Raw genomic sequence first — 13,114 nt, 5'->3', positions numbered from 1 at the left:
CCGCAGAAGAAGCAGTAATGAAAAAGAACAGGAAAAATAAGACTGTCGCCTGCATTTTCCTTAACGAAAAACTCTTTGGATTCTTCTAAAAATCAATCCCGATTTGTTTTTTCTGCCCTTACCGGCTAAATTTGCAGATATGACAAAACTAATAAACCTAAATATTTTCAAACGATTTTTCTCCTCCTCCTCAGCCGGAGGCGTCATCCTGTCGCTTTGCGTAGCCATATCGCTCACTATAGCCAACATCGGGTGGGCAGAATCGTTTAATGGTCTGCTCGCAGATGAAACTTGGCAGGGATTTTGGAGCCATAGATCTGGAATATCCCCTTATTACCTGGATTAATGACGGCCTTATGGCTGTATTTTTCCTTTTGGTCGGCCTGGAAATCAAAAGGGAAATCATCGAAGGGGAACTCTCTTCCTTCAGACAGGCGTCCCTGCCGGTGCTTGCGGCTATCGGCGGTGTTGCTGTGCCGGCCCTGCTCTACGCCTCGCTGAATGCCTCAAATCCGCAGACGGCCGCAGGCTGGGGAATTCCCATGGCCACCGATATTGCCTTCGCACTCGGCATTATTTCCCTTTTGGGCGACAGAGTCCCAAACGGGCTTAAAATTTTTCTGGCCGCACTTGCCATCGTTGACGATCTGATCGCCATACTGGTAATCGCAATATTCTATTCCAGCGAAATCCATCTTATCTACCTTGCCTATGCAGACAGGCATCATGTCGCTTCTGATCATTTTTAACAGATGCGGGGTAAAAAACATATTCTGCTATATCATTCCCGGGGCGACAATGTGGTATCTGGTGCATCATTCAGGCATCCACGCCACCATTGCAGGGGTACTGACGGCGCTCGCCCTGCCCACCAATGAGGATGACACCGAATCCCCGTTGGAAAAACTTGAGCACAGCCTTACCATTCCGGTAAACTTTTTCATAATGCCACTGTTTGCCATTGCCAATACGTGCATCACTTTTGAGAGCGGAATGATCGAAGGGCTTGCAGGAAGCATCGGGATGGGTATCATACTGGGATTATTTCTCGGCAAGCCCGCCGGGATTTTTTAATGTCCTGGTTAGCCGTTAAGCTCAAAATTTCAGAACTGCCCGACCAGACATCATGGCCTCATGTACTTGGACTAGGCATTCTGGGCGGCATCGGCTTTACCATGTCTATCTTTATTGCCCTTTTGTCCTTTAAGCGACCTGAATTACAGCCGCAGGCAAAATTTGCCGTTCTTACAGCTTCCCTTCTGGCCGGCGCGCTGGGCTATGCCATTTTATATCTCTATGACAGAAGATCCGAAAAATCATAACAAATTTTCAATGCGGCGGCTATTTTGGGCCCGTGCGGCTTGAAATGCTTTTTTTGCTTTATTCGAAAAAGGGTTTTATTTGCAAAAATAAGGCCCTTTTTTACGCCATCCTTTACGCGTGCACAGGCAATCATACCTTGATCTATGCGCCATAAGGCTACTTCTCGCGGCGGTAGAGCACCACGTTTTTGACGCCCAGCCTTTCATTGAGCCAGGTCCTGAACTTCTCCTTATCGGCCTGTCTGATTGGTTTTGCCGCGTCATATGCCACAGCAGTCACCTCGGCAAGCGAATCGTTTTTTAATGCGGCCTGCTGGCGCACAATGGCCAGGGAACTTACTTCGGGAAACAATATTCGGATTTCCTTCAGAAATGAGGCATTATCGAACTCATAGCGCGAGAGCCGCTTCTGAGCCGCATGATCTTCACATCCTTTGCATTGAGCTCATTCTCACTGTTTTTGATCTGGCTCAGGATATCGCCCTTCAGCGCACTGAAACGGTCGGTGCTGTCTTGCCTGATAATCAGTTGGGCACCCTTCAAAAACTGGTTCTCACCCATTTTTTTCTCAGAAGGCCCATTTCGGAATCTGTAAATCTCTTGGAAAGGAAAGCCAGCTCCAGCACTTTCCCCTTTGGAGCATAGGAAGTCTTTTTATAAACCATCGTGTAGCCTTTAGCTGTGAACTCCTGATCGGCGAAAAGGTCTGCACTTTTGATGAACTGCTCGCTTCTCATACAGCGTATAGGCAAGATAGGCGCTCGGGATAATCATAACGGTAATGAGTACGGAAATGAAAATTCTGACTTTTCTCTGCTGTCCCTTGTCCACAGCCTCTTTGGCAGGATATTTAAGATATTTTACAATCAGGAAAGTGGATATGCCGATAAACACGCAATTTATGCAGTACAGGTAGAAAGCGCCCAGGAAAAAAGGCCACTGCATAGTGGCAATGCCGTAGCCTGCCGTACAGAGCGGCGGCATGAGGGCCGTGGCGATGGCGACCCCGGGAATGGGATTTCCCTTTTCGGTCCTGGTGACGGCAATCACGCCCACCAGCCCCCAAAGAAGGCAATAAGTATATCATATATATTGGGAGATGTGCGTGCAAGCAGTTCGGACTGCACTTCCTTGAAGGGGCTCAGGTAAAAATAGACCGTCGAGAAAAGAAGGCTTACCAGAGTGGCATTAAGCAGGTTGCGCAACGATTTTTTTAGCAGGGAAAAATCATAGATTCCCAGGGCAAAACCCGCCCCCACTATCGGTCCCATCAGCGGGGAAATCAGCATCGCACCTATGATCACCGCTGTAGAGTTCACATTAAGCCCCACAGAGGCAATAATGATCGCACAGGCCAGTATCCAAAGATTGGCGCCTTTGAAATCAATATTTTTCTTGACACTCTCAAGGGTCTTCCCCTTGTCGTCTTCATCCTCATGGAGGGTGAAAAATCCTGAAAATTTCTCCATAATCTGCTTCTTGATAAAATTTCTGTATTTTGAATTTAAAAAAAATATGCATATCATCCAAAACAATTGTGAAATTGCCCTGCAGACCATCTGGAGAAGACCGGATGCAGGTACAGTGTTGCGGCATGTATATTGGGACTTTAGATCGAAAGCTGGATCCCCATGAAATAAGGCGGAAGAAGCTGATATTATGCATTTTCCCCCAATAGCCTTTTTTGAACTTAGAAAATCAGCATTCCTTTAAATTCGGCGCTCCCAACCGCATAGAGAAAGGAAAAACAGAACTCTGTAAAGGATAAGGAATTATCGGCTCTGGATACCTCATGGAAGCTAAAAGCAGTGCTATTAATAAATTGTTTGTTAAAATCTGATGCTGAAACAAAGCTGTGGCGTATCTTTGAAAAAATTGCCCCTATAATCCCGCGGCGCTTATTGCCGCATTTAAAATCAATGCACGGGCGCGCGTACACAGTTTTCACTTTCATGTTTAAAAAAAGCTTTTACAGATTGAGGCCCTTCTTATTGTAGGAAGAAAAAAATGTCTCCCAAACAGTTTATATTTCTGGCCAGCGTCCTTGTCGGGATCACTTCCGCCTTGGCCGTCATACTCCTAAAATCATTTGCCCATTCGGTTTATCAGGCCGCCGCATATGCCAACAGCATACTAAAGCTGAGCTTTATCAACTCAGTGCTTCCCGTTATAGGGATCCTGCTCACGGTGATGGCCACCAGAAGACTCCTTGGAGGGACCATTGAAAAAGGCACTTCCCAAATCCTGTATCTGGTAGCCCGCAAAGCCAGTATTGTTCCCAAAAAACAGCTTTATGCGCAGATTCTCACAAGTTCCCTCACAGTGGGGCTTGGAGGCTCGGCCGGGCTTGAAAGCCCAATTGTGGTTACAGGAGCCGCTTTCGGTTCCAATTTTGCCCAGCAGTTCCGATTAAGCTACAAAGACAGGACGCTCCTTCTGGGTCATGCGGAGTCGCGACCGGAATAGTCAGCGCTTTTAATGCGCCCATAGCAGGGGTGCTGTTTGCCGTTGAAGTGCTTCTGGTGGATGTGACCATAGCGGCCTTTACACCGATTATGATCGCCGCCGCAACCGGCGCCCTGGTTTCTGCAATCCTGCTTAACGAAAATATACTGCTCAGCTTCCGCCAGAAGCAGACTTTTGATTACCACAACATCCCACTGTATATCCTTCTGGGCCTGTTTACAGCTTTTCTTTCGGTCTATTATTCAAGGAATTTTCTCAAAACCGAGCACTATTTTGCAAACCTAAGGCTCGGTGCATATAAAAAAGCGCTTTTCGGCGCTCTGGTCCTCGGACTTCTCATTTTTGCATTTCCAGTCCTGTTTGGTGAAGGATACGAAAGCATCAAATCTCTGGCCGACCGCAATCCGGGCGAACTTCTGGAAAATACCCTCTTCAAGGACTTCAGCTCCAATCAATGGGTGCTTCTGGCTTTTGTGGGGGCATCAATGATGCTCAAGGCTTTCGCATCAGGCATTACCCTTGGCGCCGGAGGCAACGGAGGAAATTTTGCGCCATCGCTTTTTCTGGGCTCATATGCCGGATATTTTTTCTAAATTCCTTAACCTTACCGGACTGACCGACCTTCCGGTAAGCAATTTTGCCATAGTGGGCATGGCGGGAATACTCAGCGGACTCTTTCATGCCCCTCTTACAGCCATATTTCTTATTGCAGAAATCACAGGCGGATATGATCTGATCATCCCCCTTATGATTGTCGCCTCGATAAGCTTTGCAATCTCAAAACGTTTTGAAAAGCATTCCCTGGATGTAAAAGGGTTGGTAAAAAAGGGAATGTCTTTACCAGCAACAAGGACACCAATATCCTCTGGACCCTTAAAATGGACGCCATACTGCAGAATGATCCCAAAACGCTTGCTCCTGAGGATGACATCCACATGGTTCGCAGTGTGATAAAAGCTTCCGATCAGGGAATGTTTGCCGTGACTTCTGGGGAAAAACTGCTCGGCGTGGTCTATTTCAGCGATATAAAGGAATTTATATTCAATGATACCGATATCAGGGCGAAAGACCTAATGGCCGCCCCGATGGAAATCGTTTATTATAATGACAGTATGGAGACCGTAATGCAGAAGCTGGAAAAAAGCGACAGGTCCTATCTTCCGGTTCTCAAGGAGGATCTCTATTGCGGCTATATAGACAAGGGCGCCGCATTGGAAGCCTACCGAAATCAGCTTAAATCCATGATTTTTGAATAATTTCCCCCAGTAGAAATACAGCAGATAAAACCCAAAAGATAAAAATTTAATCTCTTGAAGCTAGTAAAAAAATCAATCTGCAAAATAAAGGAAGCATAAAATCCGAAATCAGCATTTCTATGTTTATTTTAGATCTCAGGCATTGCTTTTAAGAAATCCTTTCAGTAAATTTGTAGCTCTTATGAAGAATTGGTGCACTAAATTATTCGTTTCTATTGTCATTCTTTTAAATGGATATGGCGAGCACTTATGCACACAATAACATTGTTTTATTTAAAAAGTTTTCTTTTTGCACTGTTATTAATAATGCTCAAAATGAAGCCAGTTTAAATCGTGGACGTTCATTTGAATCCTTTAAAAGGAAAATGTGCCTTTTTGATAATGAAGAAAATGAAGAGAACTTTTCTTCGGTGCAAAAACAGCTTGTCAAAAGCAATTACTTTTCATTTTTTCACATCAGCAATCATTTTGCCGTTTCTGCGACTGCTTTTACCCAGAAAGTAAATGACTGCAAAATCTTTAGTTTACTTTATAATAAAGTATATCTCCTGTTTCAGGTTTTCAGAATTTGATTTTTGCTATCGCTATTTCAAAATAGCCGATTCCTTTATTGTTCTATCCTCTGTGTTCTAATTTAGAAAATAGAAAGATACGAGTCGCTATGGTCTATTTCCGAAGGCCTTTTTACTTAAAAATCAAAAATAAATTACGTTTTAATGCTGAAATAATTATGAAGAGAATTTTCATGATCATGACTTTATGCGCCTTAGTTTTTGCGGGTCGCAATTCAAAAAAAGAAGAAGAAAAAGAGGAAAAAACCAAATTTCTGGTTACCAGTCCGATTGAAAAAGATACTACAATTACAAAAGATTATGTATCTCAGATACACTCTATCCAACATATTGAAATAAGAGCCCAAGAGCGCGACTATCTTGAAAAAATCTACGTTGACGAAGGACAAATGGTAAAAAAAGGACAGCTCTTGTTTAAAATCATGCCTGCACTTTACGAAGCAGAAATGAAAAAATCCAAAGCAGAAGTAAGTTTCAGCGCAATTGAATACCAAAATGCCAAAAAACTAGCCGATGAAAAAGTGGTTTCTCCAAACGAACTGGCAATGGCAAAAGCCAAACTGGATAAAGCAGATGCCGAACTGGCCTTAAGCAAAGTTCATCTTCAGTTTACAGAAATCAGAGCTCCTTTTGACGGCATTATAGACAAATTTCATGTTCGTCAGGGAAGTCTAGTTGACGAAGGAGAATTGCTGACAGAATTGGCAGACAACAGCTCAATGTGGGTTTACTATAATGTTCCTGAGTCTGAATATCTGGATTATCAAGAAAAAGCAGAGAAAAACGGCAAAATGAAAGTAAATCTTCTAATGGCCAACAACAAAAAGTTTCCCTACACCGGTGTAGTAGAAACTATTGAAGCCGATTTTGACAATGAAACGGGAAACATTCCTTTCAGAGCTGTTTTTCCTAATCCGAAGAGATTATTAAGACACGGTGAAACGGGAAGCATTCAGATGCCTATTGATTTGAAAAATGCAATGCTGATCCCTCAGAAAGCCACATTTGAGGTTTTAGATAAAAAATATGTCTATGTGATTGACAAAAACAATGCAGTAAAATCCAGAGAAGTTGTTATTGTCGCCGAAATGCCCCACCTATTCGTAATTAAAGAAGGCTTGTCAATTAATGACAAAATACTTTTAGAGGGACTTCGTCTTGTAAAAGAAAATGAAAAGATAAACTACGAAGTTGTAAAACCTCAGTCGGTACTGTCAAATTTAGGACTCTATGCAGAATAACCGAATCTAAAAAAAGAACACATGTTTAATAAATTTATTCATAGACCCGTTTTTGCAATTATAATTTCGATTATAATTGTCTTTATAGGCACGCTTTCAATCAAGCGACTTCCAATATCGCAATTCCCGCAAATTGCGCCCACGACCGTAAACATCTTTATCGCTTATCCGGGTGCAAGTGCCGATGTACTGGTAAAATCCACTTTAATTACATTAGAGAATTCACTAAACGGCACGCAAGGCGTTCGTTATATGGCAACAGATGCCACGAGTGCTGGAGAAGCGACACTTAGAATCATATTTGAACCAGGAACAGATCCTAATGAAGCCGTAATCAGGGTTAAAACAAGGGTAGATCAGGTAATGCCATTATTACCTGAACTGGTTCAGCGTGAAGGAGTTGTTATTACTCCTATACAGCCAAGTATGCTAATGTATGTCAATCTTTACTCGAAAAGCAAAAGCATGGATGAGAAATTCCTCTATAACTATGCCGATGTCAAAATGATTCCAGAAATCAGCCGTGTAAAAGGTGTTGCGAGAACACAGATCTTAGGAAGCCGCAAATACGCCATGCGTGTATGGCTGAATCCGGACAGAATGAGAGCTTATAAAATTTCTGTTGAAGAAGTTATGCAAGCACTTCAGGAACAAAGTATCATTGGCCGTCCAGGTCGATTAGGACAAAGTTCTGGTATAGCGACGCAATCTCTAGAATACGTATTAACTTACAAAGGGAGATACGACGAACCTAAACAATATGAAAATGTAATTGTACGCGCCAATTCTGAAGGTGAAAGCATTCGCTTAAAAGACATTGCAAAAGTAGAATTAGGAAGTGAGTTTTTCGATATTTACTCCAATTTAGATGGCCATCCTTCTGCCGCAATTGTATTAAAACAAAACTACGGAAGTAATGCAAGTGACGTAATCAATGATGTAAAAGCAAAACTGGAAGAAATGAAAGCGAGTTTTCCTCCAGGAATGGATTATAAGATCAGTTATGACGTTTCGCAATTCTTAGATGCTTCTATTGATCAAGTGGTTCATACTTTGAGAGATGCATTCATTTTGGTTGCTTTGGTTGTGTTTATATTTTTAGGAGATTGGCGTTCTACTTTAATTCCGATTATAGCGGTTCCTGTATCGTTGATTGGGGCTTTCTTTGTTATTCAGCTGTTTGGAATGTCAATCAACTTGGTAACGCTGTTTTCTTTGGTACTGGCAATCGGAATTGTAGTAGATAATGCCATTGTCGTCGTCGAGGCCGTCCATGCCAAGTTTGAAGAATTCCCGCATATTACGCCTTATCATGCCGTTAAATTAGTATTGGGCGAAATTGGAGGTGCCATTATTGCTATTACAGCCGTTATGGTTTCTGTTTTTATTCCCGTTTCGTTTATGTCGGGACCGGTGGGAACTTTCTACAGACAGTTTTCGGTTACCATGTCCAGCTCGATTATCATTTCTGCTATTGTAGCTTTGACCCTTACTCCTGTTCTCTGCGCCATTCTTTTGAAAAACAACCATGGAAAAGAGAAAAAGGAAATATCTTGACAAAATCGCTTGATGCTTTCAACAGATGGTTTGAAAGGCTTACAGGCCGTTATGTTGCTGTTCTAAAAACAATTGTAAGCCGAAGAGTATTGACTTTTGGAATCCTGATTGCGTTTTGCGCTTTCATTTTTATAGAAAACAAAGTGCTTCCTTCAGGATTTATTCCTAGTGAAGATCAGGGAACCATTTACGGAATCATACAAACGCCGCCAGGTGCTACATTAGAAAGAACCAATCAGGTTGCTCAGAAATTGCAGAAAATCTGCGAAAAGGTTGAAGGCGTTGAATCGGTTTCTTCTCTGGCAGGTTACGAAATCATGACCGAAGGTCGTGGTTCTAATGCTGGAACCTGTCTGATTAACTTGAAATCATGGTCAGACAGAAAACATTCTGTAACAGAAATCATGGAAGAACTCGAAAAGAAATCTAAAGATCTGGGTGCTGTTGTAGAATTTTTGAACCGCCAGCAATTCCTGGATTTGGTTCTTCTGGAGGTTTTTCTATGCGTTTATTAGACAAAACAACCAGCACCAATTATCAGGAATTTGATAAAATCAACAAGCAGTTTATGGCCGAACTGGGCAAACGTAAAGAACTTTCTGGTCTGTTTACTTTCTTTGCCGCCAATTATCCGCAATACGAACTAGAGATTAATAATGATCTGGCTATGCAAAAAGGCGTTTCTATCGGCAAGGCAATGGAAAACCTAAATATTTTAATCGGAAGCACCTACGAACAGGGATTTATCAAATTTGGAAGGTTTTTTAAATTGTATGTCCAATCTGATCCAAAATTCAGAAGGCTACCATCAGATGTATTGAATCTCTTTGTAAAAAATGATCACGGAGAAATGGTGCCTTATTCGGCATTCATGACACTCAAAAAAACGCAGGGCCCTAATGAGATCACGCGTTACAACATGTATAATTCTGCCGCTATTCAGGGTCAGCCTGCAAAAGGATACACCACGGCAGATGCCATTAAAGCAGTGCAGGAAACCGCTCTTAAAACACTTCCTAAAGGATACGATATTGCATGGGAAGGTCTTTCTTATGATGAAGCTGGAAGAGGCAATGAATCGCTTTATATCTTTTTAGTCGTATTGGCTTTCGTTTACTTTGTATTGGCGGCACAGTACGAAAGTTTTATTATTCCGCTATCAGTAATTCTCTCTATTCCGGTTGGAATTTTAGGCTCTTTTGTCATTCTGCAGATGATGGGCTTGCAAAACGACATTTATGCACAAATTGGGCTTATTATGCTCGTCGGATTGCTCGGTAAAAATGCCGTATTGATTGTCGAATTTGCCGTCCTCAAACATCAGCAGGGCGCCACAATTCTCGAAGCGGCGATTGAAGGTGCAAAGGTGCGTTTTAGACCAATATTAATGACATCATTTGCCTTTATTGCTGGTTTGATCCCATTAATTTTTGCTTCTGGAGCAGGTGCAATCGGCAACAGAACTATTGGAGGATCTGCGCTTGGCGGAATGCTTTTCGGAACCATTTTCGGAGTAATCATAGTTCCTGGACTATATTACATTTTTGGTTCAATGGCCGAAGGCCGAAAATTAATTAAAGGAGAAGAAGAAAGTTCATTGTCAGATGATTTCATACATCATGTAGATGATTTTTCAATAAACAATCAAACGGAGGAAAATGAAGAATAACAGAAACATAAAATACGCAGGTCTTGCCTGCGTATTACTCTCTATAGCGGGCTGTAAAACAACTTCTATTGTAGAAAAAACAGAAAACAAAACAGTACCAGAAAACTATGCAGATAATGGTTTAGATACTCTAAATACAGGAAAAGTAAAATGGAGAAGCTATTTTACAGATGAAAATTTAGAAAATCTGATTGATATAGCATTGAAAAACAATCAGGAATTGAATATTACGCTTCAAGAAATTGAAATTGCTAAAAGCGAAGTAAAAGCACGAAAAGGAGAATATCTGCCTTTTGTAGGCTTTAGCGCTGGTGCTGATGTAACCAAATCCGGAAGATACACCAGCACAGGTTCGGGAGAAGCAACAACAGATATTATGCCAGGCAGAGAAACGCCTGATCCCCTTCCCAATTATCGTTTTGCACTTACATCGAGCTGGGAAATCGATATTTGGAACAAATTGCATAATGCTAAAAAAGCGACTTTAAACCGTTATTTAGGTTCTATTGAAGGAAAGAATTTTGTAATTACCAATCTGATTGCCGAAATAGCAGATTCGTATTATGAACTTTTGGCTTTGGACAATCAATTAGAAATCATCAAACAAAACATTGATATCCAAACGAATGCTTTAAAAGTGGTGAAAATACAGAAAGAAGCCGCAAGGGTAAACGAATTGGCTGTACGAAGATTCGAAGCGCAGATTTTAAGCACCCAAAGCCTTCAGTTTGATATTCAGCGACAGATTACAGAAACTGAAAATAAAATCAATTTTTTATTAGGACGTTTTCCTCAAAAAATTGCCAGAAACAGCAGTACTTTCAGCACGATAACTCCAGCTGATGTTCATGCGGGAGTGCCTTCTCAGCTTTTAGAAAATCGTCCAGATATCAAAAAGGCAGAAATGGAATTAATCGCCGCGAAACTGGATATTAAAGCCGCTAAAGCTAAATTTTATCCTTCGCTAGGCATTTCAGCAGGAATTGGATATGAGGCTTTTAATACCAAATATTTACTGACTTCTCCAGAATCTTTATTGTACTCCATTGCAGGTGATTTAGTAGCACCTTTGATTAACAGAAATGCTATTAAAGCAGAATATCTTACCGCGGGAGCCAAACAGATTCAGGCTGTTTACAATTATGAAAGGACATTGGTTAATGCTTATGTTGAAGTGGCCAACCAATTGTCTAAAATCCAGAATACGGCAAAAAGCTATGACTTGAAGTCAAAACAAGTTGAGGCCTTAAATGAATCTATTCAGATATCTAACAATTTGTTTAGTTCTGCACGAGCAGATTATATGGAGGTTTTATTGACCCAGAAAGATGCTTTGGAATCCAAATTCGAACTTATTGAAACCAAAAAACAGCAGATGAACGCATTTGTTAATGTTTACAGAGCGCTCGGAGGCGGCTGGAATTAGTAGTTTTCATTTTCATTTTTTGAAAAGGAGATTGGCCGAAAGCTGGTCTCCTTTTTGAATTAGCCTCTTATCTTTTGAGTAAAGAGCTATTATGTCCATAATGCAATAGGAAGGCCTCCTGCATGACTCCCTTTAGAATTTGGTGTAAAAAATATGTCATGTACGCCTAATATCAATAATAGACCGAAAGCATAATTTTTGTAGGAGAGCTTTCGATGATTTTTTCAAGCCTTTTAAAAAAGCTTCGTTTACCATAGGGCATCCATGGCTGTTGATGATATAATACCCCTGCTCTTCGGAGGGAACCTCTTTATAGCAATGCGGCACAATGGCACGCTTCATGGCATTGCTGTTGGTCGGGTCCAGTCCCGCAAGACGGTAAGCTTTTCCAAAAATGCCTTTATAAGATCTCTCCACAGAATATCTTCCAAGAGAGGTGCAGTTGGATTCAGGCATATTGCTGAACTGTAGAATGTCGCCCTTAATGCCGGTCTCCGAGCCTTTTCCATGGGCCACCAGTCCCTGGTCGATAATCTGGCCATGCTCAAGATCGTAAACAAAAAAACGGTTTTTCCCCGACTTGATCTTCATATCCACCAGAAAAGCAATTCTGCTGTTGTACTTAGGATTTGAGGAAATGAAGGCTTTTATGTCACTCACATGATCAGTGAGCCTTGCCAGTTCAAGCTCATCCAGCGCATCTTCCCGCTCTGAAATATGGAAAGAAGAAAAGGAGCTTAAAGAGAAAATCATCGCAATAAAAAATAGTCTCATATACTGTAAGCTGTAATTTAGTAGTGGTTGATTGCATATGAATATAAAATGAAATGATGCTCGCATAAATTAAGTATGCATTTTCATAATTACCATTTCTTGCGTTAAAGATATCATAATTTTTGCAAAAATCAATACATTGTAGCCTTTTTTCTCTTGCACTGCATATAAAAATCCGGGACCTTGTCGCGTCACTCCCTTGTCATATTCAATTAAAGACAATACAGTTCTCAAACCAGCCCGCATGTTTATTTGGTTATTAACAACCCTGTGTGCAAAGCTTTCAGGTCCTTTGCAGTCTTGCTTTGATTGCAGGCTGACATGCGACGATATGGAATAAGAATACGATTTCCTGTTAAATTTAGAATCATTCTAATGGCCTTATCGCCATATCCAAAGAGGATTTAAGCTAATTTTATTATGAATTTCAAGCCGCCTTAAATGAGTATTGCTGATAAAGACCGTATGCAGAGAGTCCTTATGGAAATAGATAAAAAAATCAACAGTTTGAACAATCAGAAAATAACTGCTTTATTTGATGCCATGGGACTCAGGGACAGAGAAGATATCCCCAAAGATTTCCTTGACTGGGAAAGCATCCTCATTGTTGTACCCAGCCGCAATATCCTGAATGAAATCAAAAATTTCAAAAATTCAATCTCCGGGATCTCTTTTGTGGTAAACCCCCATGCGCGACAGATTCATATCTATGACTTCAACGAATGGAAAAACAGCACCAGAAATAAAACTCAATTCCAGATCAGGGAAATGATGAAAACCAATTTTGGCGGTACTCAAAAAAATCTGAAGACCGCGACTGGGTAAAACTGC

Annotated in this window: 8 protein-coding genes and 4 pseudogenes; 9 read left to right on the top strand and 3 right to left on the bottom strand. The window is 41.3% G+C overall.

The genetic code is table 11. The features are described 5' to 3' along the window. Positions 1-139: 139 nt before the first annotated feature. Positions 140-1,322, top strand: a pseudogene (gene nhaA / locus ACQ9BO_RS15390) (Na+/H+ antiporter NhaA). Positions 1,323-1,479: 157 nt separating this feature from the next. Here nhaA and ACQ9BO_RS15385 read toward each other — a convergent pair. Further along, positions 1,480-2,791, bottom strand: a pseudogene (locus ACQ9BO_RS15385) (DUF389 domain-containing protein). Between the two features lie 538 nt (positions 2,792-3,329). On the opposite strand from ACQ9BO_RS15385, the gene ACQ9BO_RS15380 reads away from it, so the two are divergent. The 7 genes and pseudogenes from ACQ9BO_RS15380 (at position 3,330) to ACQ9BO_RS15350 (ending at position 11,509) form a co-directional block, all read left to right on the top strand. Continuing rightward, positions 3,330-3,788, top strand: coding sequence for a chloride channel protein (locus tag ACQ9BO_RS15380; protein ID WP_431241461.1), 459 nt, complete (start codon positions 3,330-3,332; stop codon positions 3,786-3,788). 29 nt (positions 3,789-3,817) lie between these two features. Next, a pseudogene (locus tag ACQ9BO_RS15375) lies at positions 3,818-4,739 on the top strand (chloride channel protein). Then, positions 4,667-5,044: a CBS domain-containing protein gene (locus ACQ9BO_RS15370; RefSeq protein ID WP_431241460.1), complete on the top strand. Its 378-nt coding sequence runs from the start codon at positions 4,667-4,669 to the stop codon at positions 5,042-5,044. Before ACQ9BO_RS15375 ends, ACQ9BO_RS15370 begins: the two are co-directional and overlap by 73 nt. Before the next feature lie 730 nt (positions 5,045-5,774). Then, on the top strand, positions 5,775-6,857 hold the full coding sequence (locus ACQ9BO_RS15365) for an efflux RND transporter periplasmic adaptor subunit (protein WP_431241459.1): 1,083 nt from the start codon (positions 5,775-5,777) through the stop codon (positions 6,855-6,857). A gap of 21 nt (positions 6,858-6,878) precedes the next feature. Further along, entirely contained in the window at positions 6,879-8,414 is a 1,536-nt protein-coding gene (locus tag ACQ9BO_RS15360; protein ID WP_431241458.1) for an efflux RND transporter permease subunit, read from the top strand. Then, positions 8,411-10,083: pseudogene (locus tag ACQ9BO_RS15355) on the top strand (efflux RND transporter permease subunit). The gene ACQ9BO_RS15360 and the pseudogene ACQ9BO_RS15355 overlap by 4 nt, the downstream one beginning before the upstream one ends. Continuing rightward, positions 10,073-11,509 (top strand): TolC family protein, encoded by a 1,437-nt coding sequence (locus tag ACQ9BO_RS15350; protein ID WP_431241457.1) that lies wholly within the window; start codon positions 10,073-10,075, stop codon positions 11,507-11,509. Before ACQ9BO_RS15355 ends, ACQ9BO_RS15350 begins: the two are co-directional and overlap by 11 nt. 156 nt (positions 11,510-11,665) lie before the next feature. Here ACQ9BO_RS15350 and ACQ9BO_RS15345 read toward each other — a convergent pair whose 3' ends face one another. Both ACQ9BO_RS15345 and ACQ9BO_RS15340 read right to left on the bottom strand, forming a co-directional pair. Further along, positions 11,666-12,283 (bottom strand): murein L,D-transpeptidase catalytic domain-containing protein, encoded by a 618-nt coding sequence (locus ACQ9BO_RS15345; protein WP_431241456.1) that lies wholly within the window; start codon positions 12,281-12,283, stop codon positions 11,666-11,668. A 69-nt stretch (positions 12,284-12,352) separates the two neighbouring features. Then, on the bottom strand, positions 12,353-12,529 hold the full coding sequence (locus ACQ9BO_RS15340) for a hypothetical protein (protein WP_431241455.1): 177 nt from the start codon (positions 12,527-12,529) through the stop codon (positions 12,353-12,355). 195 nt (positions 12,530-12,724) lie between these two features. Here ACQ9BO_RS15340 and ACQ9BO_RS15335 point away from each other — a divergent pair, with 195 nt between their 5' ends. Next, positions 12,725-13,108 carry a hypothetical protein gene (locus ACQ9BO_RS15335; RefSeq protein WP_431241454.1) on the top strand — a complete coding sequence of 128 codons (384 nt, stop codon included), beginning with the start codon at positions 12,725-12,727 and terminating at the stop codon, positions 13,106-13,108. Positions 13,109-13,114: the final 6 nt, after the last annotated feature.

The organism is Flavobacterium sp. P21 (assembly GCF_050632225.1).
GTDB lineage: Bacteria > Bacteroidota > Bacteroidia > Flavobacteriales > Flavobacteriaceae > Flavobacterium.
The sequence above is the reverse complement of the archived record's forward strand: the minus strand, read 5'-3'. Positions and strand labels throughout refer to the sequence as shown.

What these genes read in the sequence shown, in the direction of transcription:
- ACQ9BO_RS15380 (WP_431241461.1), top strand. Translation starts at nt 3,330, where the DNA reads ATGTCTCCCAAACAGTTTATATTTCTGGCCAGCGTCCTTGTCGGGATC.
- ACQ9BO_RS15335 (WP_431241454.1), top strand. Translation starts at nt 12,725, where the DNA reads ATGAGTATTGCTGATAAAGACCGTATGCAGAGAGTCCTTATGGAAATA.
- ACQ9BO_RS15365 (WP_431241459.1), top strand. Translation starts at nt 5,775, where the DNA reads ATGAAGAGAATTTTCATGATCATGACTTTATGCGCCTTAGTTTTTGCG.
- ACQ9BO_RS15350 (WP_431241457.1), top strand. Translation starts at nt 10,073, where the DNA reads ATGAAGAATAACAGAAACATAAAATACGCAGGTCTTGCCTGCGTATTA.
- ACQ9BO_RS15360 (WP_431241458.1), top strand. Translation starts at nt 6,879, where the DNA reads ATGTTTAATAAATTTATTCATAGACCCGTTTTTGCAATTATAATTTCG.
- ACQ9BO_RS15370 (WP_431241460.1), top strand. Translation starts at nt 4,667, where the DNA reads ATGGACGCCATACTGCAGAATGATCCCAAAACGCTTGCTCCTGAGGAT.
- ACQ9BO_RS15340 (WP_431241455.1), bottom strand. Translation starts at nt 12,529, where the DNA reads ATGCGGGCTGGTTTGAGAACTGTATTGTCTTTAATTGAATATGACAAG.
- ACQ9BO_RS15345 (WP_431241456.1), bottom strand. Translation starts at nt 12,283, where the DNA reads ATGAGACTATTTTTTATTGCGATGATTTTCTCTTTAAGCTCCTTTTCT.